Source organism: Flavobacterium algoritolerans (assembly GCF_030010385.1).
Taxonomy (GTDB): domain Bacteria; phylum Bacteroidota; class Bacteroidia; order Flavobacteriales; family Flavobacteriaceae; genus Flavobacterium; species Flavobacterium algoritolerans.
On the sequence record NZ_JASCRZ010000009.1, the window covers coordinates 55,521 to 82,269 of the forward strand.

21 protein-coding genes, 1 tRNA gene and 1 pseudogene are annotated in these 26,749 nt (G+C 33.8%); 10 read left to right on the plus strand and 13 right to left on the minus strand.

Going from position 1 to position 26,749, the window contains the following annotated elements:
• Positions 1-11 precede the first annotated feature (11 nt).
• From uvrA to QLS65_RS15555, 6 genes are all read right to left on the minus strand, one after another.
• The gene (gene uvrA / locus QLS65_RS15530; RefSeq protein WP_282718604.1) at positions 12-2,843 is read right to left on the minus strand and encodes an excinuclease ABC subunit UvrA; all 2,832 of its coding nucleotides are present in this window, start codon (positions 2,841-2,843) and stop codon (positions 12-14) included.
• Between the two features lie 86 nt (positions 2,844-2,929).
• Positions 2,930-4,714 (minus strand): chloride channel protein, encoded by a 1,785-nt coding sequence (locus tag QLS65_RS15535; RefSeq protein WP_282718605.1) that lies wholly within the window; start codon positions 4,712-4,714, stop codon positions 2,930-2,932.
• A gap of 42 nt (positions 4,715-4,756) precedes the next feature.
• Positions 4,757-5,425, minus strand: a complete 669-nt coding sequence (locus tag QLS65_RS15540; protein ID WP_282718606.1) for a DNA alkylation repair protein — start codon at positions 5,423-5,425, stop codon at positions 4,757-4,759.
• Between the two features lie 14 nt (positions 5,426-5,439).
• The gene (gene ggt / locus QLS65_RS15545; protein WP_282718607.1) at positions 5,440-7,125 is read right to left on the minus strand and encodes a gamma-glutamyltransferase; all 1,686 of its coding nucleotides are present in this window, start codon (positions 7,123-7,125) and stop codon (positions 5,440-5,442) included.
• A gap of 15 nt (positions 7,126-7,140) precedes the next feature.
• Positions 7,141-8,826 (minus strand): gamma-glutamyltransferase, encoded by a 1,686-nt coding sequence (gene ggt, locus QLS65_RS15550; protein ID WP_282718608.1) that lies wholly within the window; start codon positions 8,824-8,826, stop codon positions 7,141-7,143.
• Positions 8,823-9,407 carry an acyl carrier protein phosphodiesterase gene (locus QLS65_RS15555; protein WP_282713396.1) on the minus strand — a complete coding sequence of 195 codons (585 nt, stop codon included), beginning with the start codon at positions 9,405-9,407 and terminating at the stop codon, positions 8,823-8,825. Before QLS65_RS15555 ends, ggt (QLS65_RS15550) begins: the two co-directional genes overlap by 4 nt.
• Before the next feature lie 119 nt (positions 9,408-9,526).
• Between QLS65_RS15555 and glmM the strand changes: the two genes are divergently transcribed.
• The gene (gene glmM / locus QLS65_RS15560; RefSeq protein WP_282713395.1) at positions 9,527-10,915 is read left to right on the plus strand and encodes a phosphoglucosamine mutase; all 1,389 of its coding nucleotides are present in this window, start codon (positions 9,527-9,529) and stop codon (positions 10,913-10,915) included.
• Positions 10,916-10,997: 82 nt separating this feature from the next.
• Here the strand turns inward: glmM and QLS65_RS15565 are convergent, their stop codons facing one another.
• The 3 genes from QLS65_RS15565 to QLS65_RS15575 all read right to left on the minus strand — a co-directional run bounded on the left by QLS65_RS15565 (position 10,998) and on the right by QLS65_RS15575 (position 15,010).
• Positions 10,998-13,532 carry a TonB-dependent receptor gene (locus QLS65_RS15565; protein WP_282718609.1) on the minus strand — a complete coding sequence of 845 codons (2,535 nt, stop codon included), beginning with the start codon at positions 13,530-13,532 and terminating at the stop codon, positions 10,998-11,000.
• Positions 13,519-14,433: a FecR family protein gene (locus QLS65_RS15570; RefSeq protein WP_282713393.1), complete on the minus strand. Its 915-nt coding sequence runs from the start codon at positions 14,431-14,433 to the stop codon at positions 13,519-13,521. Before QLS65_RS15570 ends, QLS65_RS15565 begins: the two co-directional genes overlap by 14 nt.
• Positions 14,434-14,494: 61 nt before the next feature.
• Complete coding sequence (locus QLS65_RS15575; protein ID WP_282713392.1) at positions 14,495-15,010, minus strand: RNA polymerase sigma factor; 516 nt, start codon at positions 15,008-15,010, stop codon at positions 14,495-14,497.
• Positions 15,011-15,269: 259 nt separating this feature from the next.
• Between QLS65_RS15575 and QLS65_RS15580 the strand changes: the two genes are divergently transcribed.
• The 3 genes from QLS65_RS15580 to QLS65_RS15590 all read left to right on the plus strand — a co-directional run bounded on the left by QLS65_RS15580 (position 15,270) and on the right by QLS65_RS15590 (position 17,792).
• Positions 15,270-16,313 (plus strand): hypothetical protein, encoded by a 1,044-nt coding sequence (locus tag QLS65_RS15580; protein ID WP_282713391.1) that lies wholly within the window; start codon positions 15,270-15,272, stop codon positions 16,311-16,313.
• Positions 16,314-16,401: 88 nt separating this feature from the next.
• Positions 16,402-17,178: a membrane metalloprotease gene (locus tag QLS65_RS15585; RefSeq protein WP_282713390.1), complete on the plus strand. Its 777-nt coding sequence runs from the start codon at positions 16,402-16,404 to the stop codon at positions 17,176-17,178.
• Positions 17,179-17,210: 32 nt separating this feature from the next.
• Positions 17,211-17,792, plus strand: coding sequence for a porin family protein (locus QLS65_RS15590; protein ID WP_099715341.1), 582 nt, complete (start codon positions 17,211-17,213; stop codon positions 17,790-17,792).
• A gap of 91 nt (positions 17,793-17,883) precedes the next feature.
• Here QLS65_RS15590 and QLS65_RS15595 read toward each other — a convergent pair whose 3' ends face one another.
• Positions 17,884-18,780: a hypothetical protein gene (locus tag QLS65_RS15595; RefSeq protein WP_282713389.1), complete on the minus strand. Its 897-nt coding sequence runs from the start codon at positions 18,778-18,780 to the stop codon at positions 17,884-17,886.
• A 10-nt stretch (positions 18,781-18,790) separates the two neighbouring features.
• Positions 18,791-19,210, minus strand: a complete 420-nt coding sequence (locus tag QLS65_RS15600; protein WP_282713388.1) for a DM13 domain-containing protein — start codon at positions 19,208-19,210, stop codon at positions 18,791-18,793.
• 174 nt (positions 19,211-19,384) lie between these two features.
• Between QLS65_RS15600 and QLS65_RS15605 the strand changes: the two genes are divergently transcribed.
• The 4 genes and pseudogenes from QLS65_RS15605 to QLS65_RS15620 all read left to right on the plus strand — a co-directional run.
• The gene (locus tag QLS65_RS15605) at positions 19,385-20,872 is read left to right on the plus strand and encodes an aminotransferase class V-fold PLP-dependent enzyme (RefSeq protein WP_282718610.1); all 1,488 of its coding nucleotides are present in this window, start codon (positions 19,385-19,387) and stop codon (positions 20,870-20,872) included.
• 223 nt (positions 20,873-21,095) lie between these two features.
• Positions 21,096-21,959: a helix-turn-helix domain-containing protein gene (locus QLS65_RS15610; protein WP_282713386.1), complete on the plus strand. Its 864-nt coding sequence runs from the start codon at positions 21,096-21,098 to the stop codon at positions 21,957-21,959.
• Between the two features lie 82 nt (positions 21,960-22,041).
• Positions 22,042-22,596: a carboxymuconolactone decarboxylase family protein gene (locus tag QLS65_RS15615; protein ID WP_282718611.1), complete on the plus strand. Its 555-nt coding sequence runs from the start codon at positions 22,042-22,044 to the stop codon at positions 22,594-22,596.
• A gap of 190 nt (positions 22,597-22,786) precedes the next feature.
• Positions 22,787-23,847 (plus strand): annotated as a pseudogene (locus QLS65_RS15620) (aminotransferase class V-fold PLP-dependent enzyme); the annotation flags it as partial.
• A 91-nt stretch (positions 23,848-23,938) separates the two neighbouring features.
• Here the strand turns inward: QLS65_RS15620 and QLS65_RS15625 are convergent.
• Positions 23,939-24,808, minus strand: coding sequence for a lysophospholipid acyltransferase family protein (locus QLS65_RS15625; protein ID WP_282718612.1), 870 nt, complete (start codon positions 24,806-24,808; stop codon positions 23,939-23,941).
• Positions 24,809-24,923: 115 nt separating this feature from the next.
• On the opposite strand from QLS65_RS15625, the gene QLS65_RS15630 reads away from it, so the two are divergent.
• Together QLS65_RS15630 and QLS65_RS15635 are read left to right on the plus strand one after the other, a co-directional pair.
• Positions 24,924-25,562 (plus strand): rhomboid family intramembrane serine protease, encoded by a 639-nt coding sequence (locus QLS65_RS15630; RefSeq protein WP_099715345.1) that lies wholly within the window; start codon positions 24,924-24,926, stop codon positions 25,560-25,562.
• A 50-nt stretch (positions 25,563-25,612) separates the two neighbouring features.
• Entirely contained in the window at positions 25,613-26,302 is a 690-nt protein-coding gene (locus tag QLS65_RS15635; RefSeq protein ID WP_282718613.1) for an SIMPL domain-containing protein, read from the plus strand.
• 224 nt (positions 26,303-26,526) lie between these two features.
• Here the strand turns inward: QLS65_RS15635 and QLS65_RS15640 are convergent.
• Positions 26,527-26,607, minus strand: a tRNA-Tyr gene (locus QLS65_RS15640).
• Positions 26,608-26,749: the final 142 nt, after the last annotated feature.

Here is a 26,749-nt window from a genome sequence, read left to right on the forward strand (position 1 = left end):
TTTTATAGATACTAAAGTAACTCTTTTTTCAAAAACTGCGCCGTATAGCTCTTCTTAATTTTTATAATTTCTTCTGGAGTTCCTTTGGCAATAAGTTGTCCGCCGCCTTTTCCCCCTTCAGGTCCAATGTCTATAATGTAGTCGGCCAGTTTAATCACATCCATATTATGCTCGATAATCAATATCGTATTTCCTTTATCAACCAGTTTATTAATGACTTCCATCAACACTCTGATATCTTCAAAATGCAATCCTGTTGTAGGTTCGTCCAAAATGTAAAACGTATTTCCAGTATCTTTTTTAGATAATTCTCCTGCAAGTTTAATACGTTGTGCTTCACCACCAGAAAGCGTCGTGCTTTGTTGGCCAAGTGTAATATAGCCCAAACCAACATCCTGAATGGTTTTTACTTTTCTGTAAATTTTCGGAATCATTTCAAAAAACGGAACCGCTTCATCTACCGTCATATTCAATACATCCGAAATTGATTTTCCTTTGTATCGAATCTCCAGTGTTTCTCTGTTAAAACGCTTTCCTTGACAGGTTTCACATTCTACATAGACGTCTGGTAAAAAATTCATTTCAATCGTTCGCACACCAGAACCTTCACAGGTTTCGCAACGTCCGCCTTTTACATTAAAACTAAATCGTCCCGCTTTATATCCCCGAATCATACTTTCGGAAGTCATCGTAAACAGATTTCTGATTTCGGTAAAAACTTCGGTATATGTAGCCGGATTTGAACGTGGTGTTCTCCCAATCGGACTCTGGTCAATATCAATAACTTTATCGATATGTTCCAATCCTTCTATTTTTTTATACGGTTGCGGTTTCTTGACACCGTTGAAATAATACGCGTTCAAAATAGGGTAGAGCGTTTCATTAATCAACGTCGATTTTCCACTTCCCGAAACTCCAGTCACGCAAATCATTTTGCCCAAAGGTAATTCTATCGAAACATTTTTCAAGTTGTTTCCTGTTGCACCAGTCAGTTTTAAAAACTTTCCATTTCCCTCACGGCGCTTTGTAGGAACCTCGATTTTCATTTCGCCGTTCATATACATCGCTGTAATAGTATGATGTTTCAGAATTTCCGCAGGCGTTCCTTTGCTTATAATTTCACCTCCATATTTTCCTGCTTTTGGTCCAATATCAATCACATAATCCGCACGTTCAATCATGTCTTTATCGTGTTCCACCACAATTACAGAGTTTCCAATATCGCGTAATTGTTCGAGAGAATGAATTAATTTATCATTATCTCTTTGGTGCAAACCAATACTTGGCTCATCCAAAATATATAAAACACCAACCAACTGCGAACCAATTTGGGTAGCCAAACGGATTCGTTGTGCTTCACCTCCCGAAAGTGATTTGGAACTTCGGCTTAAAGCCAAATAATCCAAACCTACATTCATCAAAAAGTTCAATCGATCCTTAATCTCTTTGATTACTTCAGTAGCAATAATCTTTTGTTTATCAGATAAATGATTTTCTAAATCAAGAAACCAAGCAGTTAAATCCGAAATGTCCATATCACATAATTCAGTAATATTTTTTTCATTGATTTTAAAGAATAGCGCTTCTTTTTTCAAACGGGAACCTTCACAAACCGGACATTTTATTTCGTCCATGAATTCCTTTGCCCAACGTTTTATAGTTGTTGAACCGCTTTCGTCATGTTGGCTTTTTATGAAATGCGAAATCCCTTCAAAATCAATTTTGTATTCTCTGGCAACGCCTAAATCTTTGGAGTTGATGGTGAATTTTTCTTTTCCACCATTCAAAATCATTTCCATTGCTTCTGCTGGAATGGTTTCCACAGCATCCGTCAATTTGAAACCATATTTTTCTCCGATAATTTCCAATTGCTTAAAAATCCAAGAGGATTTGTATTCGCCCAAAGGAGCAAAACCACCCGCTTTTATCGATAATTTCGGGTTTGGAATTATCTTTTTGGTGTTGATTTCGTTTACCGTCCCTAAACCGTTGCAATGATCACAAGCTCCTTTTGGAGAGTTGAAAGAGAATAAATTCGGTTCGGGATTCTGGTATGAAATTCCGGTTGAAGGACACATCAAATTCCGACTAAAAAAACGCACTTCATTAGAATCTTGGTCTAAAACCATCAATACATTCTCTCCGTGATGCATGGCTGTATTGATACTTTCAGTCAAACGTTTTTCGTTATCTGGCGTATCTTCAATCACCATTCGATCCACAACAATTTCGATATCGTGTGTTTTATAACGGTCTAATTTCATCCCTAAAGTAATATCCAGCACATCGCCGTTTACGCGAACTTTAAGGAAACCTTGCTTGGCAATTTGTTGAAAAAGCTCAGCATAATGTCCTTTTCGAGCACGTATAACTGGCGCTAAAATATTAATGCGTTTTCCTTTAAAATCATGAATAATCAAATCCTTGATTTGCTCATCAGAATAGGAAACCATTTTTTCGCCTGTATTGTAACTGTATGCATCAGCACCACGAGCGTATAACAAACGCAGGAAATCATAAATCTCAGTAATCGTTCCCACTGTGGAGCGTGGGCTTTTACTTGTTGTTTTTTGTTCGATAGCAATTACAGGGGAAAGTCCGTCAATTTTATCGACATCGGGACGCTCCAAACCGCCCAGAAATTGACGCGCATAAGCAGAAAAGGTTTCTACATAACGGCGTTGCCCTTCGGCATAAATGGTGTCAAAAGCTAAGGAGGATTTCCCAGAACCTGAAAGACCGGTAATTACAACCAGTTTTTCACGAGGAATGGAAATATCTATGTTTTTTAAGTTATGAACGCGAGCGCCTTGAACTTCAATGGTATTGTCTTTGTCTAGCATAATTTTCGCAAAAAAGCAAAGTTACCATTTTGATTTATTCTTTCAATAGAACACTTTAGAAGATTGTGTTAAAAGAAGTATTAAAATTATTCTATCGTCATTGATTTTAGTTTTGTTCTATAGGCTTCCAGCGCCACAGATTTAGAAATAAAACCATAATATTTTCCCTCTTTAAGAACGGGTAAGAAGGCTTTTTTCGATTTTTCGAACTTATTCATGACCATTTCCATGCTGTCATCAGGAGAAATGATTTCTGAAGGTTCTATCATTATTTCTCTAACTAAAGTATATTTTACTCGGTACGTATTGAATATTATTTCTCGAATATCATTAAAATGAACAATACCCAATAAGTTTTTTTCAGTATCTACCACTGCAAAAATCACTTGATTGGAATGCGAAATTAAATCTACCAGTCTTTCTAAATTTTCATCAGGAGAAACCGTTAAATAATCCGTTTGAATTATGGAAGTCGTCTCTAAAGTTGAAAGGATATTGGTATCTTTATTGCTGGTAAAAGCATGCCCTTTTTTGGCTAAATTCTTAACATCCATAGAATGTTTTTCAAATCGTTTTGAAATCGCAAAACTAATGGAAGCCACAATCATCAAAGGAATCATTAAGTTATATCCTCCTGTAATTTCAGCAATTAAGAATATCGCAGTCAAGGGAGCATGAAACAAACCACTTAAAATTCCGGCCATTCCAACCAAAGTAAAATTACTGACAGGTAATTTAGTAAGTCCTGTTAGATTTAAAAATTTAGAGAAAAAGAAACCAACATAAGATCCCAAAAATAGGGAAGGAGCAAAATTTCCTCCATTTCCTCCACTTCCCAGAGTAATTCCAGTTGCAAATACTTTCAACATCATGGTCAAACCTACAAACACCAATAAAGCCCAACTATTGTCTCGGAAACCGCTAAACAATGTGTTTTCCAATAATTTCCCGGGATCATTGTCAGATAATGTTTTAATGCTTTCGTAACCTTCACCAAAAAGCGTCGGAAAAATAAAAATAAGAATAGCTAAAATCGAAGAACCAAACAACGCTTTTTTATAAGGTGATAATTTAAGTCTTGCGAAAAAATGTTCTACTTTCTGAAAATTACGGGAATAATAAACCGAAATAAATCCGGTAAACAAACCTAAAAGAACATAGAAAATAATGTTATGATAATCAAAACTTTGTTGTTGTTTGAACGAAAGCAAAATCTCTTCATCTAATGCAATTACTGAAACTAAAGCACCTGTTGCAGCAGCAATCATAATTGGCGTAAATGCTGCAATACTAACATCAACCAACAGCACTTCGATAGCAAATAAAACTCCGGCAATTGGTGCATTAAAGGCAGCGGCAATTCCAGCGGCTACACCACAACCAATAAGTAGCGTTCGGTCTTTGTAGCTTAATTTATATTTTTGGGCATAATTCGAACCAAAAGCAGCACCAGTAATTACAATCGGGCTTTCTAAACCTGCAGAACCTCCTAACCCAACTGTCAAGGAACTTGTGACGATTTGAGCATACATTTGTTTTTTTGGAATAATACTCGCTTTTTTGGCTACAGCATATAAAATTTGCGAAGTTCCTTTTTGGATAGTTCCTCCCAAAACTCTTTTTACAACAAAAACAGTAAGCAAAATACCAATTATAGGCAAAATACTATTGATGAAACCCAATTTTAAAATTCCACTAACATAAGTAGCAAAATAAAATACCCAGTGCGCAAAAGTTTTTAAAACGATTACAGCAAAAGCGGCAGAAATACCAACCAAAATCGCTGATAAAAATATAAACTGTTTTGGCGTCAACATAGATTGCGCAAAAGCTATTATGGTTTCTAATTTCGAAATATATTTTTTGAACATGATAATTTTTAAAAGGGGTGCAAAACTACTATTATTTTAATTTCAACAAATATTTTTTAATGCTTCTTTTGTACTTAATGGTTTTAAATTATTGTTTAGAACAAAATTTTTCACTGTTTCGGGATTTGTTTTTGCATATTCCCGTAACGCCCAGCCAATTGCTTTTTGAATAAAAAATTCTTTTGAATGTGCTTGTTTAAGACATTCTGAAAATAAAAAATCAGCATTTGTTTTTTGTTTGTAACCCAATTGAAATAAAATAGCACTTCGATTCAACCAGATATTCTCAGACTCTGAAAATAGTTCTATTACATTTTTAGTTTCTAATGGAAATTCCAATAAATATTCGCCCAAAATGTATTTCGAAATAGTATCCACACTATCCCACCAAGAATTGTTGACTAAAATTTTTTCAATCAGTAGAATATCATCTTTTATATAATTCCCTTTGAGTTCTTTTATCAAAATTTCAATCGCACAATAATGAAATTCCCGTTCTGGTTTTGAATATAAATCTAGTACTATTACTCTTGCGTTTGCTGAAACCTCGTTTTTGTTTTCTTTCCAAATTTCCTTAAAAATACGTCTTCGTTCTTCCGTTTTTATTCCAAAAAAAGGAAAGTTATTCTTCATGTATTTTGCCATCGCAAAGGCATTTTCAGGATTTTTATTTGCTGTAAAATCGGTTTCTAAGGCAAGTATAAAGTTCATAAATTGCTAATTTTTTAAAATCCAACTGCTTTATCATCTCCTCTAAAATCAGCGCCACCTTCGAGTTTTTTATTTGGTAAAACCAAAATGGCATCCACTTTTCCTATTACGGGTGTTGTTTTTTCATTGATAAGATATCCTTTTGATTTCAAGGTTTCAAAGGTTTTTGTATCGAAAGTATTAGGTTCAAAAGTGATTAAATCCGGTAACCATTGGTGGTGAAAACGTGGTGCATTTACCGCTTCTTGCATACTCAAACGATATTCGTAAACATTTAATATGGTTTGCAATACCGATGTGATAATTGTAGAACCTCCAGGAGAACCCACAACCATAAATAATTTGCCGTTTTTCTCTACAATAGTCGGCGTCATGGAACTCAACATTCGTTTTTGTGGCGCAATACTGTTGGCTTCATTTCCCACTAATCCAAACATATTTGGTTCACCTGGTTTGGCACTGAAATCATCCATTTCATTGTTGAGGAAAAAGCCTAATTCATCACAGTAATATTTAGAACCATACCCGTCGTTTAATGTTGTAGTTGACGAAACCGCATTACCAAACTGATCCACAATTGAATAATGGGTAGTCTCCGTACTTTCATTATAATTTACTTTTCCTTCCTTTATATCCGATGATAAAGTGGCTTTTTCAAAACTAAAATTTGACATTCTTTGTTTCAAATAATCATCATCCATTAAGGCTTTCAAAGGGATTTTTACAAAATCAGGATCGCCCAGATAATAACTTCTGTCTGCGTAGGCTCTTCTTTCGGCTTCTACAATAACTTGAATGGCTTCTGTTGAATTATGTCCCATTTTAGCCAGGTCGAAAGGCGCTATCATTTTAAATATTTCTGCTAGACAAATTCCACCACTGCTGGGTGGAGGCATAGAAATAACCTTTAAATCTTTGTAATCAAATGTGAGTGGCGTTCTCCATTTGGCTTCGTATTTTGTCAAATCTTCCAATGTGATTATTGCTCCTTTTTCCTGAAGATATTTAACTAATATTTCAGCAGTTTTCCCTTTGTAAAATTCATCTCTGCCATTTTTTGAAATCCTTTTCAATGTAGCTGCCAGCGCAGGATATTTTATAACATCATTCTCTTTGAAAGCAGTTGCAAATAACGTTTTGTCGCCATTTATTTTTATGATTTTGGCTCGATAAGCTGCCAATCGGTCTTCTTGTTTTTTGGTAACAATAACCCCTCTTTCTGCCAATGCAATTATGGGTTTCAGAATTTCTTCGATAGGCAAGGAACCCAATTTTTCATGAACTGCAAAAACACCGGCAATCGTTCCGGGAACTCCAATAGCAAGAGGAGATTCGGTACTTTTTCCTTTTATAACATTTCCTTTTTCGTCAAGAAACATGTCTTTAGTGGCTGCTAATGGTGCTTTTTCGCGGTAATCTAATGAACCAACTTCACCGTTTGCTTTTCGATACACCATAAAACCACCACCGCCAAGATTTCCTGCAAACGGATAGGCTACAGCCAAAGCCAATTCGGTTGCCACCATAGCATCAAAAGCATTCCCGCCTTTTTTCATAATTTCAACTCCAATTTTTGAAGCTTCTTCACGTGCCGAAACGACCATTGCGTCATTGGCAACTAGTCCTGTAGGCTGAACCATACCATTTTGGGTTTTACAACCAATAGAAAGAATACTCAATAGAATAATAATTTTTTTCATTCGAATACTATAAATTTAAAAACCAACGGCTTTATTATCACCTCTTTTGTCTGCGCCACCTTCCAATTTTCCATTAGGTAAAATCAAAACAGCATCTACTTCGCCAATGATTTCTTTGTTTTTTTCATTGATTAAATATCCTTTTTTCTTCAAATTGGTTAATAATTCTTTATCGAAAGAATTCGGTTCAAAAGTAATCTCATCAGGCAACCATTGATGGTGAAAACGTGGGGCATTTACCGCTTCTTGCATACTCATATCAAATTCATACACATTCAATATCGTCTGTAAAACCGATGTAATAATGGTGGAACCTCCCGGCGTACCTACAACCATGAACAGTTTATTGTCTTTTTCAACAATCGTTGGTGTCATGGAACTCAACATTCTTTTTCCGGGAGCAATACTGTTCGCTTCGCTTCCAGTCAATCCGTATAAGTTTGGAACTCCTGGTTTAGCGCTGAAATCGTCCATTTGATTATTCAAAAAGAAACCCAATTCATCGCAATATATTTTAGAACCATAATTATCATTTAAAGTGGTTGTTGCCGAAACTGCATTTCCTTTTGAATCTACAATAGAATAATGCGTAGTTTGGTTGCTTTCATATCCTTTGATTGTTCCATGGGCAATATCCGAGGATTTTGAAGCTGTATCGAATGAAAAATCACTCATTCTTTTTTCTAAATAGGATGGACTTAGTAATTCTTTTATCGGAAGTTTTACAAAATCTGGATCACCCAAGAAATAATTTCTGTCAGCATAGGCTCTTCGTTCTGCTTCTGTAATTACTTGAATCGTTTTCACGCTGTTGTGTCCCATTTGTGAAAGGTTGAAAGGCTCTATCATTTTCATGATTTGATTCAAACAAATTCCGCCACTGCTTGGAGGTGACATCGAAGTGATTTTTAAATTTTTATACTGAAAAGTAATTGGAGTTCTCCATTTGGCATTATAACTGTTTAAATCTTCTAATGTAGTATTTCCGCCTTTTTTAGCAAGAAAAGCAACTAACTTTTGAGCTGTTTCTCCTTTGTAAAATTCATCTCGACCGTTTTGTGCAATTCGTTTTAATGTTGCTGCCAAAGCAGTATATTTTATCGTGTCATTCTCTTTATATGCTCTAGAAAACAAACTGTTCTTACCATTGCTTTTGATAAAGGAAGCTCTGTAATAAGCCAAGCTTTCGGCTTGAAATTTAGTAACAACAACACCTCTTTCGGCCAAGGCAATTACAGGTTTCAGAATTTCGCTTATGGGTAAAGAACCGTATTTTTTATGCACTTCAAATATTCCTGCAATGGTACCCGGAATTCCAGATGCTAAAGCGGTTTCTCTACTTTTACCTTCTATTACATTTCCTTTTTCATCCAAAAACATATCTTTAGACGCTGCTAAAGGTGCTTTTTCTCTGTAATCGATAGCTCCAGTTTCACCATTAGCTTTTCTAAAAACCATGAAACCGCCACCACCAATATTTCCTGCCTGTGGATGTGAAACCGCTAATGCCAGTTCCGTGGCAACCATTGCATCAAAAGCGTTTCCGCCTTTTTTCATGATTTCAACTCCAATTTGAGAAGCTTCTTCACGAGCAGAAACTACCATAGCTTTTGAAGTTACTAAACCTGTTGGTTCAACAGTTTTTTCATTCGATTTACAACCTAAAACGGCAAAGGCAAGCAGAAAAAGTATTTTTTTCATAAAGTGATTATTTTAGTATTCGAAAATTGGATTAATTCTTGAAAGAAATTGGTGAATTCCTCTTCAAATTCGAGATAAAATTCAGAAAGTTCATTAGTGGCAAATCGCATTTTAGATTCGTTTTTGGTACGTTGATCCATTTGCGTCAAAATCCGGTTAATTCCTTCAACGGTTTGATAACTCACCAGCCAGTTGTGTTCAATCATGTAAGGAATCATTCCCTTAGTTCTTTCCGAAAGATTAATATGGTTATCGTGCAGGGATTGATAAAACCGTGCTACAAAATCATCCAGTTTTTCATCAGAATATGTGTTCCAGTTTTTAGCCAAAAAATGATCGTAAAAAACATCAACTATTACACCTGCGTAATGATGGTATTTTTCATGAAGGCGTTTGGTACTTTGTCTAAAAATGGGATGAGCGTCGGTAAAAGTATCAATGGCGCGGTGCAGAATGATTCCTTTTTGAATTTCTAAAGGATAACTTTCAAAATGTTTTCCACGAATTCCATCGGCCATAAAATTGCCAATTTTGATTAAATCATTGTCACCGGAAAGATAGATGTGTGCTAGAAAATTCATTCGCCTAATTTAGGAATTTAAATGATGAATTTTGAATTTTAAATTACTTTTATAAACCGTCAATTATTATATTTGTGAGCAATTTAAAATTTATAATTCAAAAATTAAAATAATAATCAATGACTTTAATAAAATCAATATCAGGAATTCGTGGAACAATAGGAGGTAAAGTTGGGGATAACCTGACACCAGTTGATGCAGTTAAATTTGCTTCGGCGTATGGAACTTGGTTGAAAAAATATATTGGAAAAGAAAAAATTACTGTTGTTGTAGGTCGTGACGCACGTATTTCGGGACCAATGATTCACAATTTAGTAGTGAATACTTTGATTGGTTTAGGAATTGATGTGATTGATTTGGGGCTTTCGACAACGCCAACGGTTGAAGTGGCCGTTCCATTAGAAAAAGCCGAAGGCGGAATTATCCTTACTGCTTCGCACAATCCAAAACAATGGAATGCTTTGAAATTATTGAACGAAAAAGGAGAATTCCTGAATGGTGAAGAAGGACTTAAAATTCTTGAAATTGCAGAAGCGGAAGCTTTCGATTTCTCGGATGTGGATGATTTGGGAACCATTATGATTAATGATGCGTACATGGATATTCATATTGATGAAGTATTGAATTTACCTTTGGTTGATGTTGATGCAGTGAAAGCAGCTAAATTTAAAGTGGTTGTTGATGGTGTAAACTCTTCTGGAGGAATTATTATCCCAAGATTACTGGAATTAATGGGCGTTGAAGTAGTAGAATTATACTGTGAACCAAACGGACATTTTCCCCATAATCCAGAACCGTTGAAAGAGCATTTGACTGATATTTCAGAATTGGTAGTAAAAGAAAAAGCTGATTTAGGAATCGTAGTTGATCCTGATGTGGATCGTTTGGCTTTCATTTGCGAAGACGGTGAAATGTTTGGTGAAGAATACACTTTAGTGGCTTGCGCCGATTATGTATTGAGTAAAACACCGGGGAATACGGTTTCGAATATGTCTTCTTCCCGTGCATTGCGTGATGTGACTAATTTGCATAACGGAAGCTATGAAGCAAGTGCCGTGGGCGAGGTGAATGTAGTGGAATTAATGAAAAAAAATAATGCTGTAATAGGTGGTGAAGGAAACGGCGGAATCATTTATCCGGAACTGCATTATGGTCGTGATAGTTTGGTAGGAGTGGCGTTGTTTTTAACGCATTTGGCCAACAAAAAAATGACAGTTTCTGCTTTGCGTGCTTCGTATCCGGAATATTATATGAGCAAAAATAAAATCGAATTGACGCCACAAATTGATGTGGATGCGATTCTAGTTGCCATGACGGAGAAATACAAAAATGAAGATATAACAACCATTGACGGTGTGAAAATTGACTTTGCTGAAAATTGGGTTCATCTACGAAAATCGAATACAGAACCAATTATACGTATTTATACCGAAGCGGCTTCACAAGAAAAAGCAGATGCTTTGGCATTACGAATCATTGACGAAATAAAAGCAATTGCCGGAATATAATTTCGCATTCATATTATAAAAACAACCCTTTCAAATTCTATTTTGAAAGGGTTTTATTTTTTAGAATACAGTAAAATTGAAATTAAAAATTCACTCTAAAGCTTACATTTGGTGTTAAGCCCAGCGATTTATTATCTACTTGAATAGCATCATTCGAATCATTTGGATTGACTTTATAATAGCGATTGATATCATTATCTTGATTGGTAGCATTAATTACTCCGGCAGTAAACGAAGCTTTAATAGATTCCGATAGATTGAAATTATAATTTAAAGAAGCATCTAAACGCATGAAATTATCTAGGTTTTCACTGTTTGGTGAATCATAATTTACCATGGTATTATTCCCGTTTTGAACGGTTTCATTCCCATCAATTGGTTTTGTATACGGCTGACCATTTCTCCAAATACCACCAACCGCTATTTTTAGGTTTTTAAGAATATCGTAATAAAAACCGAGCGATACAGAATGTCTTATATCTACATTATTTGGAAAAGTAGAAGGCGTAAAAGTATCAAATTCATAGTCATTTGTACTAAACGTATAACTTACCCAAACGCTGTATTGACGAGCTGTTTTATTGGCTAAAAATTCAAAACCTTTTGCGGTGTAACTTCCATTCGCATTATTAAACTGAAAGCTGTTGTAGAAACCCTGATTGGAAGCTGTGATGCCGTCAACTATCTTATAAAATCCTGTAGCTTCAATATTTAGTTTATTTTTATTGAATTCGACACCAAAAGAACCTTGTTTACTCGTCGCAATCGGAATGTCTTTATCGTTTACTAAAACCCAACGTCTTTTTTCGACACCTAAAAAATCATCTTCAAAATCTACGATTTGCGTAGTGGATTGATTTTTGAATTCTCCTTCTAATTTTAAAGCAAATTGATCTGATAATTTTTGTCGAATGTTTATTCTTGGCTCGACCAAAAGCTTTTCGAATTTTTGAAAATAATTTAAGCGCATTCCAACTCTTAAATACGTATTGTTTTTATTGTATTCCACTTCTGAAAATAAGGCGTGATTCAATAAAACATCTTTTTTAGTACTGGAATAAAACGGAGCACTAACGGTAGTTTGATTTAACATCCCCGTTTCATTGAATTGGTATCCAAACAAGAAATTTAGGTTGCCATTTGTTTTGTAATAGGTATTTAATTTTACTCCAGTTTCCTGTACTTCATTAGCTTCTGTCAAGCGCTGATCCGTTTCTACCCTGTAATCATTAGCATCAATATTGTATCTGGAAAAGTACGTGATGAAGTTTGAACTTAATTTTGAATTCCATTGTGCTTTCCAATTGCCGCCGTAACCAATGTTTTTCTGGGACAAAGTACTGGCTTTGGATTGGGTTTCGTTTGAATTTGTAAGACGTTCCGAATAATCCAAAGCGTTATTGATACCAATAATATTTACTCTAAATTGATGTTTTTCATTCAAATCAAAAAGTAATTTAGCCGTATAATCATAAAAATAAAAATCAGAAGACGTATCATGCTGATCGCTATCGGCATTGATTTCAGTGTCTTGAAAACTACGGTCAAAATATTTTGTATACGTAGGCGATTTAAATAAATCAGTAATCGAACGACGTCCTGAAATATGTAACTCTAATTTTTTAGTTATTGGAATTTCTAAAAAAGCATCGGCGCTAATGGAGTTAATTCCTGCGCCACCAGAAAAGGTATTGGTCACCAAATCTTTCGTATACATATTAATCGTACTGGAAACGCCATCGCTGTATTCAGCACTTGTTCCGTTTTTACTGACGATAACTTTGTTGGTAAGATTAGGATTGTAAGCAGATATTAACCCGAAGAAATGACCGGAATGATACATTTTGATATTGTCCCAAAGCACTAAATTCTGATCGTTAGTTCCGCCGCGCACGTTGATATTAGCAATGCTTTCATTAGTGCTTTCCACACCGGGAAGCGCTTGAACAGATTGCAAAATGTCAGGTTCGATTAATCCGGGAAGAATACCGAATTTTTTAGTGTTTAAAACGGTGCTTCCATCCAGGTATTTTTGTAATCCGGGCGTTAAATAAACATTTATCAAAACCTGATTCAACTCTTCGTTTTTTGTGGAAAGGATAATTTCTTTGCAATTATTTTGTGCAGAAAACAATTCGTTAGCCGAAAACTGTCTGGATTCAAAACCCACATAAGAAACAGTAAGCGTTGCATTTATTGGAATATTCGTGAAGCTAAATTTACCATTTTCATCTGTGATTGTGCTTCTTCCAACGTTGTTTACCAGTACAGAAGCGCCAACTAAACGAGATTTCTTTTCATCGGATAAAACAATTCCGCAAACCGATATTGTTTTGTTTAGCACCGAAACGGTAACATATCGATCGTTTAAAGCTTTAAAGTTTAAAAGTGTTTTTGAGTTTAGATAATCAATTGTTTCTTGTAATGTAAATGTAGTATTTGGTTTGTCAATTTTAATTGTGGCTACATCTTCAACTGCGTACGAAAACTTAATATTAAATTGTTTTTCGAGGGAAACAATAACCTCACTTAAAGGTGTTTTTTTAGTTGTATTTTGTCCGTAACAAATACTCCCAATACAAAGTAACAGAGAAATCAGCCATTTATTTAACACCATAGTTGTAAAATATAATGGTTTTGCCTTGAATCTTGTAACTTAATTTAAGCGGAATTGTTACTGCTTGAAGTGCTATTTCTTTATCAGTATGTGTAAAACTTCCCGTAAACAATTTTGAAGTATCAACACCTTCCACTTTAATTTTTATATCGTATTGACGTTCTAATTCTGCAATAACCTGATCTAAAGGAATCTTATTAAAGCTTGATTCTTGTTGAATCCACGAAGGATTTTGAGCGTTAAAATCTTCAGCATTTTCGATAATTCCATTTATAACTCGGAAGGTTTTTCCGGGAGGTAATTTAATGGTTTCATTATTATACGTTACACTCACCAAACCTTCGTAACAATTTACTTCAAAATAGTTTTTACGTTCTTTTACGTTAAATTGCGTCCCTAAAACGGTAACGACTCCCGCAGTTGTGTTTACACTAAAAGTTTGCCCTTTCTGCACTTTGAAAAAAGCTTCTCCTTCTAACGTTAAAGCTCTTTTGTCAGCCCATTTTTTTTCGTTAAAACTTAATTTTGAAGCAGAGTTTAATATTACTTCAGAGTTATCTGGTAACGTTACTGATTTTGTTTGCGCTATTTGGGTTTCAAAAGAGGTAATGTTATTAAAAAACAAGAAATAAGTAGAGGTTAACATGACAGCAAGAACTGCGGCTACTCTATAAAATGTTTTGAAGTTTAAAGTTCTTACTTTTGTTTTCTTTTTAGAATGGTTTCGGGCCTTAAAAGCTTCCAAAGCAGCGTGTGCATCTACTTTTGGAGCTTCCAGTTGTGATGCATAATGAGCAATCTTTTCAAGTGTTTGCAAATCTTCAGATTGTTTTAAATCTTCAATTTCTTGGCTTGAAAGCTCATTATTGAACCATTTTAATATCTCTTTTTCGTTTTTCATTTTATATCTCTATGTTTATAAGACAACTAACTTTTAAATTACCCTACAGCTAAATGATTAATTATATATTTTCTATTTGGGCTTTTAAAATTTGGAGTGCTCCAGACATTCTTTTTTCTACCGTTTTTTGAGAAATATCGAGTAATTCAGCTATTTCCCGGTACTTTTTTCCCTCTATTCGATTCAATAAAAAGACTTCCCGTTGCACTTCGCTTAATGATGCGATTGCTTTTGTTAGTTTTTGTTTGAATTCATCTTCTTCAAATAAATATTCGGGACTTTGATTATTTGTATCTAAGTTAGGCGCATCTTTAGCATACCTCAATACCACTTTTTGATGCTTTATATTATTCAGGAATAAATTATTAATGCTGGTAAACAAATACGTTTTGACTTTACTAAAGTCAATTTTGGAGCAATTCTCCCAAATTTTGGTAAACGCATCTTGTACTAAATCTAATGCAGCTTCATCATCTCCACATTTGTAATACGCAAAATTATTTGCTGATTGCACGTGCTTTAAGTAAAAGTCTCTAAAGTGATTTTCTTCGCAAAGGGTACTTTTTTCGTCGCTCATAGAGTATTAATTCATTTTTTGTAGGTTGTAAATGTAAAATATTTTTTTAAAAAGCAGTTGTGTTAATAATTATTGCTTTTAGTGTTAAAATTATTTTAAATTTTAATTTATTGATTTTTAGTATTATATAAATTTATTTGTAATATTTTATATTTTTTTTAAAATTTCCGTAGGGTAAAAATAAGCGTAGTTGTCTTACTAATAGAAAGGCGTTAAAAACATCGCTTGTAAATATAAAAATACATTAAATTTGAAAATTATGAAAAAATTAAAAATTGTTACCGGAATTGCATTGATGGCGATCTTAGGTTTTACATCATGCCAAAGTGAAATTGATGACGTACAAGGAGAAAATCCAAATACGAATTCAGCTAATTCAACTACAACAACTAACCTGAAACGTACTTCGATGTACGATGGTTCATTTGATGATTTCTTGGATGGAGCATCATGTTCCTCTATAGTATTGCCGGCTACGGCAAAAGTCAACGGAGTTCAGGTTTCTATTTTAAGTCAATTAGATTACCAACAAGTTCTTTCTATTTTTGGACAGTTTAACAATGATCAAGATACTGTAGTATTACAATTCCCTTTAAAGGTGAAATTAAGTAATTATACAGAAGTAACTATTACAAATCAAACTGAGTATAATGCAATTCTTACTGCATGTTCATCAGCAGAGGCTTCTAGTCAAGATGCTATTTCTTCGGTAAATATCAGCTTCCCAATTACAATTTTAACGTATAATTTAAGTTTACAACAAACAGGAAGCATTGTTATCACATCCGAACAACAATTATTTACGTATATGTCTAATGTAAGCAGCACGGAATTATTTTCAGTAAACTACCCAATTTCAGTGAAAATTGCGGATGGAACAAAAATGACGATTTCTAGCGATGCTGAATTGCAAGCAGCCATCAGTGCATCTTTAAAAACAGAAGCAGCGATAGCAGCAGCTGTTCAAAACGGAAAAAAGTTAGAAACGATTTTAGTTAACGGAAAGTTTAAGGTAGATTCCTATATAAATGCAGGAGTAAATTCAGCAACGAGTTATAAAGATTTCACGATTGATTTTGCAAACAATTTATCGATAACAGCTGTAAATCTTGTGAATACAACTGTAAATGGAACTTATGCGGTAAGCACGGAATTAGATGTTTTTCTAAAACTAAATTTTTCAGGTAATGCTACGTTTACTTTATTGAATAATACTTGGAAAGTAACAAGTTTTACTGCTTCGACAATCACATTGCAAAGCTCTACTAATGCAGCAGTAACATTAGTATTGAAACAAATATAGCTGAATTTAAGTTGGCAGTTTAGTAAGAACAGCTACCTAAAATAGTGTAGCTGTTCTTGTATAAAGAAACTTAATAATAAAGATAATAATGAAAAAAGTAATTTCTCTACTAACGATTGGTTTGTTCCTCTCAGTAGCATCCTGTTCAAAAGAAGATGATCCCTTAAATAATCCAGTTGCAGTAAATCCAAACACGAATAAACAGCAAACAGGAAGTTCTTCGAACGATTTGTTATCTGATAAAAAGTTCAAAAGTATGGTTATTGAAGTGGTGTATGTAGCGGGTTTTGAGCCAAGCAGTACTGCTATCAATAATTTTGTAAACTTTCTTACAGCAAGAACGTATAAACCAAACGGCATTAGTGTGATAAAACGTTCCATACCATCTCCAGGAGTTTCGCCTTATACGAATGAGGAGATTGTAAGTATTGAAGATGCGAACAGAACAAAATACAATACTTCGGATCAAATAGCGGTTTGGGCTTTTTTTACAGATGGGAAATCTTCAAAAGACACTGATACATCAGTTATTCTTGGAACGGCTTATAGAAATACTTCTTTTGTTATTTACGAACAAACTATTCATAGTTTGAGTGACAGTCCATTTGAACCAAACAGAAGTTTATTAGAAACAACAGTAATTACCCATGAATTTGGACATATATTAGGATTGACAAATCTTGGTACAGCCTTGCAAAGCAATCATGAAGATGCTGAACATCCAAAACATTGTATTGAAAAAACATGTTTAATGTATTGGTCTTCAGAAACAGGAGGCGGTATTTCTAATATGGTTTCAGGTGGTGCAGCTCCACAATTAGATGCGCAATGTATTGCAGATCTTCGTGCCAATGGAGGGAAATAAAAGTAGAATTTGATTAATCAAAAACAAAAAAGATGAAAATAAAACAGATAACAATAGCTTTACTCTTTGGTGTAATAACATCAATGAATGCACAGGACAATACTATTCCTAAATCGAATGGAGGAATAAAAGGAGGTTATAATTTAGCAGCCGTAAGTTTTGACGGAGATGGAGAAACGGAGCAACGACATGGTTTTCATATAGGAGTTTATGGCGAGTCCTTTATTAGCGAAAGCTTTTCTATTCAACCTGAATTAATGTATTCGCAACAAGGATACGAAATAACAAATAGCAGTGGGACTTTTACCCAAAAATTAGATTACATAAACTTGCCATTAATGTTAAAAGCCTATCCTTCTAAAAATTTCTTTTTGGAAGCGGGTCCACAAATTGGATTAGCAGTTTCTCACAAAGAAGAATACGATGGACTTTTTAGCGGTTCACAAGAATATGATCCTAATAATTTTGATTGGGGAATGAACTTTGGAGGAGGATTTAAAACGGATTCAGGTATTAGTTTAGGAGTGCGCTATCATTTAGGTTTAGGAGATTTATATGATGAAGGCAAAGCTCAAAACAGAGTGCTGCAATTCTCATTAGGATTTGATTTATAATCGTAAATAATTATCAAAAGCAGAATGCCCAAGAAATTTTCTTGGGCATTCTTTTATGTGTTTTCGAAAGTGAAATTTCTGATTTATCTTTTTAAAAAGAAACTTTGTAAATTATTCCTGCGGTGAATTCCCGGGTTAATCCGTCTGGGCGAACTTCTCGAACTACAAACGGGGTGGCTAAAGATAATTCGATACTGTTTTTAGTATTAATGGCATACGCGCCAATTATATTCCCGTTAATGGTCAATCCATCAGAGTTTTGTATCGTTTCTCTATTTCCAAAAGCATTTTCAAAACTATCTTCTCCTAGATGATAAATGAATAATACATTGGGTTTAAAAGTGAATTTTTTATTAGCGGTTTGAAACGTATATGTTGTTCGAAACAAAGCATCTGATTTTCTTTCGAATAAATTAGTGGAAGGAAAATCATCCGTATCAGAAAACTCCTTGAAATACGAATTTTTATTGTTATTAAAAACGGGAATTTGGACTGCCGTATTAAAATCCCATTTTTTATAGTTAAGATTCAATCCTGCGATCACATCAAAAGTTCCTAAACTGGATTGATAATCTAAAGGAAGAGAAAACTCATTTATTTTAAGATTTGAACTCGTAAAAGGTATTTTAAAACCCACAAGTGAACTCCATTGTGTATTTGTTTTTGGTTTCCAATTGTAATTTCCTATCAAATAGGCATCACCAAAAGCGCCTCGTTGACCAAAGCTTCCACTGGCTACGGAATATGTGATTTTAGAACTTAACGCCAATCGTTCGTTTATAGTTCTGGTATAAGTGATGTAAGGTGAAAAATAAGTGACATCAGCTTCGCCTGCACCAAAAATACTTCCTACTTCAATTCCGTTTTTTAATTCCTTATCTGTAGTTTGAAAACCGTTTCCTATGGAACAAATTCCGGCATCGCTGCAGCCTTGTGCAAACGAGTTAGAGTATATTCCAATAGCGATGATTAGCAGTAGTTTTTTCATAAATCAGATTTTAATTTTGAGATAATTGTGCTACTGCAAAAAGATGATTGTATTGTTGGCAGTGAATTAGTACATACTTATAAGCTGAAAGATTTACTTGTGTTGGAATTGCATACACTGTTGAAGATGTTAAATTCCCCAAATTCACAAAGTCTGTAGGTGTTTCATTTTTAGACAGATATACTTTCAAATCTGGACCACTGGAAACACTGAAATTTTCCAATCGAACTTCATTTTGATTTCCATTCAAATAAATTTTAGCAGAACCAGTAACTTTAATTCCTGAGGTTGGCGTAAAATTACCGGTAGCCACAGGAGGAGTGTTTTCTGGAATTGGGGTGCTTAACTCAGCATCACGGGTCAAATCGCCTTCAACTTCACACGATAGTAAAAGCAAGAAAATAGGTAGTATAAAAATAATTTTTTTCATGGCTAGAATATTTTAGGATTCGTCAATCAAATATAAACCGAATGAAAGTTATAGTTTGTCAGCTACTTTACATTTGGATCATGTTTATAAATTTATTTAAAAATAAGTATTCACTAAATTTGAAAAAGACTATTTAGTAAAAATCAATATCTTTGAACTCAAATAAAACATACAATGATTATTAAAGAAGTACCATCACAATTAGAGCAATACTTTCAGCAGTTTCGCGATAACATAATAGGAATAGATCAAGGGTTTGAATCTCCTTACGGTCATAAACAAATTATTTATACGGATTGGACAGCCAGTGGTCGTTTGTATCGTCCTATTGAAGAGAAATTAATGAATCAATTTGGTCCTTTTGTGGCCAATACGCATACCGAAACTACAGTTTCTGGGACAGCAATGACTAAAGCGTATCATCAGGCGCGTCACATTATTAAACATCATGTGAATGCAAGTGCTGACGATGTTCTGATTACCGATGGAACAGGTATGACTGGAGTTGTCAATAAATTCCAACGAATACTAGGTTTAAAAGTACCCGAAAACTTAAAAAATTTTATCACTATTCCAGTCGAAAAGAAACCAATTGTTTTTATTTCGCACATGGAACACCATTCTAATCAAACGTCTTGGCTAGAAACTATTGCCGATGTTGAGGTAATTCCTTCTTCTGAAGACGGATTGTTCAGCATAGAAAATCTGGAATTATTATTGGAAAAATATAAAGAGCGACTTTTTAAAATTGCTTCGATTACATCGTGTTCGAATGTTACGGGAATTAGAACTCCATATCACGAAGTGGCAAAAATAATGCATCAAAACAACGGACTTTGTTTCGTGGATTTTGCTTGTTCAGGTCCTTATGTAAAAATTGATATGCATCCTGAAGATGCCGAAAATTATTTGGATGCCATTTTCTTTTCGCCACATAAATTCCTTGGCGGACCCGGGACTTGTGGCGTTTTGGTTTTTAATAAAAAATTATATCAAAATTTAGTTCCTGATAATCCGGGTGGAGGAACAGTAAGCTGGACGAATCCTTGGGGAGAACATAAATACATTGATAATATTGAAGATAGGGAAGATGGAGGTACTCCGGGTTTTCTTCAGGTAATAAAAACTGCATTGGCTATTCAGTTGAAAGAGCAAATGGGAATTGAAAATATCTTGAAAAGAGAGCACGAAATAGTGGATTATATTTTCTCAGAATTAGGAACTATTTCCAATATTAAAATCCTTGCAGGACAGCATCATGATAGGCTAGGAGTGATTTCTTTCTTTGTGGAAAATTTACATTTTAACTTAGGCGTGAAATTACTGAATGATAAATTCGGAATTCAAACTCGTGGCGGTTGCAGTTGTGCAGGAACTTACGGACACTTTTTATTGCATGTTGATCAAGAAACCTCCCATAAATTAATTGACGAAATAAGTCTTGGAGATTTAATCAGAAAACCGGGCTGGATTAGAATGTCTATTCATCCTACAACTACAAATGCTGAAATTGAATTTGTTTGTAACGGAATAAAAGTATTGGCTGAAAACCATAAAACATGGGCTTTGGATTATGATTATAATTCGGCGACTAATGAATTTGTAAATAAGAACGCGCAACCTTTAGAAGATGAATTAGTGAAAAACTGGTTTTCTGTATAAGATAGGGTCTGTTTATTATTATTGATTACATTAATAATTTTAGACTAAATCCTTTCATTAAGTAGTTTAAGGTCTTTTTGTTTAGTACGTTACATATTTAACTTTGAATGATAAAATCCTGTTTTAAGTTTATAATACGAGTAGGGGTAATAACTGACATTAAAAGATCTAATTTTGTAATTGCAACTTTCTGTAGTCAATAAACTGAAATCGATACTAATTAATGATACTCTTTCGAAAACGATATGAATTATTTGGAAAAATTATTTTTGAAAAAGTGATTATTGAAGCTCCTTTCAAAATACCAAATCCGATGCCGGAGGAAGCCTGTTTCATCTATATGGTAGAGGGCCAAATTAAATATGAAATTGAAAATAAAAGCATTACTATACCCGTTAATGATGCTGTAATGTTAAAGTGTGGTAATTATTTTAGCCAAATTAGAAATAGCGAAATATCAAAAAATCATGAGATTGTTATTGTTCATTTTCATCCTGAAATCCTAAAAAAAATTTATGATACTGATTTGCCAAAGATTTTTCAAGAACCTGTAAAAAGAGATTTAAGTTTGAGTTTAGGAAAAATCAATAATGATTTTCTAATTCAAAAATACATTGAAGGTATGTTGTTTTACTTTGACAATCCAACGCTTGTAAATGACGATATTCTGGTCATAAAGTTAAAAGAGATTGTTTTGTTATTGTGTCAGACCAAAAATGCTCCTGTGATTCAGCAAATTTTATCCCAACTTTTTTCTCCTACAAGTTATTCTTTTAAACAAGTCATTGAGAACAACTTATATTCCCATTTTACCACCGATGAATTTGCTCAAATGACAAATCTTAGTCTTTCCTCTTTTAAAAGAGAATTCAAAAAAAATTATAATGATAGTCCCGCTAATTATATTCGAAATAAAAAGTTAGACAAAGCAGCAGAATTATTGTTGATTTCAGAAGAGAGAATCACGGATATTGCTTTTGATTGCGGTTTTAATGATCTGGCTAATTTTTCCACCCTATTTCATGATAAATTTAATTGTGCTCCTTCAGCTTATAGATTGAACCAAATAGGCAAATTGTTGAACTAATTACAAAACTTTTTTCGACTTATTAAAGCCAACTTTGTAATGTTAGATAGCACAACAGTTATTTAGCTTAAACAAATAAAAAATGGCACATTTAAAATTAGAAAATAATTCAATTTCTCCAATCTCACAGGAAATTTTTGATAAAACACAAAAAGGTTTAGGTTTTATCCCTAATATGTACACTAAAATGGGACAAAACCCTGCTTTATTAGATTCCTATATTTATTCTTACAATAGTTTTAGAGCTAATTCCGGTTTTAATGCTGTGGAACAAGAAGTTGTTTTTTTATCAGTAGCCTTCGAGAATGATTGTGAGTATTGCGTTGCAGCTCATAGTTTTATTGCGGACGTAATGTCAAAAGTTCCAACGGAAATAACGGATGCTATTCGTGACGGAAAACAAGTTCCTGATGCAAAACTAGCAGCATTGTCTGCATTAACACGAATTCTTACTTCAACGCGTGGTAATGCTACACAATCCGACATAGATTCTTTTTTAGCAGCTGGATATGAAGAAGTGCATGTGTTGGGTATTATTGCAGGAATTGCAGTAAAATTAATGAGTAATTACTCGAATCACATTACAAATGCTGAGGTTGATGCAGCTTTTGAAGGTAGAGTTTGGAAAAAAAAATAAAGTAATTTCATATTTTTGCAACTATTAAAACCAGTAAAGATTAATTTCTTTATTAGTTTTTTTATTGGAAGTAGTTTTAGTCTAAAAAACACACCAATAAAGCTTACAGATATGAAAGGATCAATAATTACAATTTTTATAATTAACCATTTACATTTCATTTGCTTTATTTGCTGTGATTGTTGATTGTACAGTTGGAACAGGAATGACAGGTGTTGTAAATAAATCCTAACGAATCTTAGGTTTAAAAGTACCCGAAAACTTAAAAAATGTCATCACTATTCCAGCCGAAAAGAAACCAATTGTTTTTTTATTTCGCACATGGAACACCATTCTAATCAAACGTCTTGGCTAGAAACTATTGCCGATGTTGAGGTAATTTCTTCATGGGAAGACGGATTGTTCAGCATAGAAAATCTGGAATTATTATTGGAAAAATATAAAGAGCGACCTTTTAAAATTGCTTCGATTACATCATGTTCGAATGTCACGGTAATTAGAACTCCGTATTATGAAGTGGCAAAAATAATGCATCAAAACAACGGACTTTGTTTCGTAGACTTTGCTTGTTCAGGCCCTTATGTAAAAATTGATATGCATCCTGAAGATACTGAAAGTTATTTGGATGCCATTTTCTTTTCGCCACATAAATTCCTTGGCGGACCTGGGACATGTGGCGTTTTGGTCTTTAATAAAAAATTATATCAAAATTTAGTTCCTGATAGTACTCAGTTGAAAGAGCAAATGGGAATTGAAAATATATTGAAAAGAGAGCGCTAAATAGTGGATTATACATTCTCGGAATTATGAACTATTTCCAATATTAAAACTCTCGCAGGGCAGCATTATGATGTGCTAGGAGTGATTTCTTTCTTTGTGGAAAATTTACATGTTAATTCGGCTGTAAAATTACTGAATGATAAAATTAGAATCCAAACTCGTGGCGGTTGCAGTTGTGCAGGAACTTACGGATACTTTTTATTACACGTAGACCAAGAAACCTCCCATAAATTAATTGATGAAATTAGTCTTGGAGATTTAATCACAAAACCGGGCTGGATTAGAATGTGTATTCATCCTACAACTACAAATGCTGAAATTGAATTTGTTTGTAACGGAATAAAAGCATTGGCTGAAAACCATAAAACATGGGCTTTGGATTATGATTATAATTCGGCGACAAATGAATTTGTAGATAAGAACGCGCAACCTTTAGAAAATGAATTAGTGAAAAACTGGTTTTCTGTATAAAAGTTGAAGTTTTAATAAACTAAAAAATCCCACATTATAAACAATAGCATTTATAATGTGGGATTTTTATTTTTACTGAAAACACTAATTATTATCTTCTGTGTTTCCATCTTTTATGCGTCCAGAAATAATATTCAGGAGCTTCCAGAATTTGTTTTTCTACTTCTCGTAAAAAGGTGTTGGTAATTTCAAAATCAGGAATTGATCTGGGATTATCTGTAATGGGAACAAAAGTAGCTTCATAAAAACCTCTTTTTACTTTCTTTACTTTTACAAAAAGAACAGTCAAATCGTATTTTTTGGCAAGCATTTCGGCTCCTGTATGAACGGGTACTTCTACACCCATGAATTTATCCCAATGAAAAGCTCTGTTTAATTTAGGAGATTGATCACTGGCAAGTCCGTACATGCTGAGAATTCCATTTTTTTGGTTTTCGGCCATCAACGGAATAGCTTTTTTAGTTTCCACTAATTCAGCATTGTATTTGGATCGAATGTCTCGTATTAGTTTATCAAAGTATTTATTGGCAATTTTTTTATAAACACCAATTCCTTTAAATTTTGTTTTCTCGTTGATAGATAATAACCACTCCCAACTCGCGTAATGAGAGGCTAATAAAACGGAGCTTTTGTTTTTATTCTCGAATTCTTTTACCAATTCGATATTGGTAACCACAAATCTTTTATTCATCTCATCAGCTGAAATAGTCATCGTTTTAATCATTTCCAAAAACATATCACACAAATGGTGGTACGATTTTCTCTCGATTACAAGACGTTCCTTGTCACTAAGAAGAGGTAATGCCAGAGCTAAATTTTCCTTTACGGTTTTTTTGCGGTAGCCAATGATATAATAAACAATTAGATAAATGAAGTCAGAAAACCAATAGAAAATCCGGAATGGGAGAATAGAAATAATCCATAAAAACGGAAAAGTTAAGATAAAAACAAGAAATTGCATGCCGTTATTTTTCTTGCAAATATAAGCCAAAAATATAGACTGATATAAATTTTGACAGCTTACTGTATCGGTATTTGAGAATGACTATCTTTACAATTCACAATAAATATACTTTATGAATACCGTTTTAATAGCAATAATTGTAGTAAATGTTTTAATTAGTTACAAAGGGTTTAATGACCTTTCTTTTTTTAGAAAATATGAATTCCATGTTGGAAGTATTCGTTCCGGAGAACAAATTAGGATGTTATCCTCTGGTTTTCTTCATGCTGATATGACCCATTTGATTTTTAATATGCTGACACTTTGGTTTTTTGCTCCGGTAGTCATTAGTTATTTGGGTGATTTTTCCTTTATATTGGTTTATTTCGGGAGTTTGATTTTTGGAAGTTTACTAACGATGGTTTTTCATAAAAATGATTATGGTTACAGAGCTGTAGGAGCATCTGGAGCGGTAACGGGAGTATTATATTCGGCAATATTATTGCAGCCAGACATGATGTTGGGAATCTTTTTTGTTATTCCAATGCCTGCGTACATTTTTGGAATCCTTTATTTATTGTATTCTATTTACGGAATGAAGGCTAAGAATGATAATATTGGTCATACTGCCCATTTTGGAGGCGCTGTAGGAGGTTATTTGATTACTTTACTAAAAGAACCTACTTTATTAGTAGATCATACTTTAATGGTGATATTATTAGCTATTCCAATAGTCATTCTTTTCGTGATGGAAAAAATGGGAAAACTATAATGGCACAACTTTTGAAAAGGAATTAGTACAAACAATTAAATTATATAAAAATGAAAAAAGCACTATTAATTCTGTCTGTTCTATTTATTTCAATGTCTTATGGACAAGAAGTTAAGCAAGTTCCTCAAATAAATGTAAGTGGAGAAGGAAAAGTAAAAGTTATTCCGGATCAGGCTACCATAGCAGTTACAGTTGAAACAAAAGGGAATAATGCCAAAGATGTAAAAAAACAAAATGATGAAAAGATAGATGCTGTTCTAAAGTTTATCAAAAAAATGAATTTGGCGCCGGCAGATTATAAGACGCAACGTGTTTCATTGAATCCACAATACGATTATGAAAAAAAGAAACACAGTTATAATGCCACTCAAACAATTGAAATTCTATTGAGAGATTTATCTAAATATGATGAATTGATGGAAGGTTTGGTAGATCAAGGAATTAATAGAATTGATAATGTTACTTTCCAATCTTCAAAATTAGCACAATATCAATCTGAAGCTAGAAAATTAGCGATGAAGGATGCAAAATTGAAAGCAGAAGATTATGTTTCTGTTTTAGGACAAAAAGTAGGGCGTGCCATGACTATATCGGATAATTCACAAACCTATTATCCGCAACCGATGTATGCAGCAATGAAAACAATGGAAAGTAGTGATGCTAGTGCTCCAAGAGAAACGTTAGCGGTAGGAGAGATCAATATTACGGCTAATGTGACAGTGAGTTTTATTTTAGAATAAAGAAGCTGTAAATTATATTTTAAAAATCCCATCTCAGATAAAAATGAGATGGGATTTTTTTTGAATCAACTATATCCTAAGTGTGATAAAAGTATCAATTAGGGTAAATAAAAAAACTCTTCAATTGCTTGAAGAGTTTTCGTGGGGAGAGCAGTCCCGAAGCTTCGGGAGAACCTGCTAAATTGTTTGCAAAAAAAACGTTTCAATTGCTTGAAACGTTTTAGTGGGGAGAGCAGGATTCGAACCTGCGAAGTTTACACAGCAGATTTACAGTCTGCCCTCGTTGGCCGCTTGAGTATCTCCCCGAAGCCTTTGAGTACAACACTTATTTGTTGTAAGCGGTTGCAAATATAGAAACAGTTTTGGTTTCTGCAAACTAATTTTACACTTAATTTTACTATTATTTTTAATGCATTGGTATTGAATAAAATAAAAAAATCTCCACTA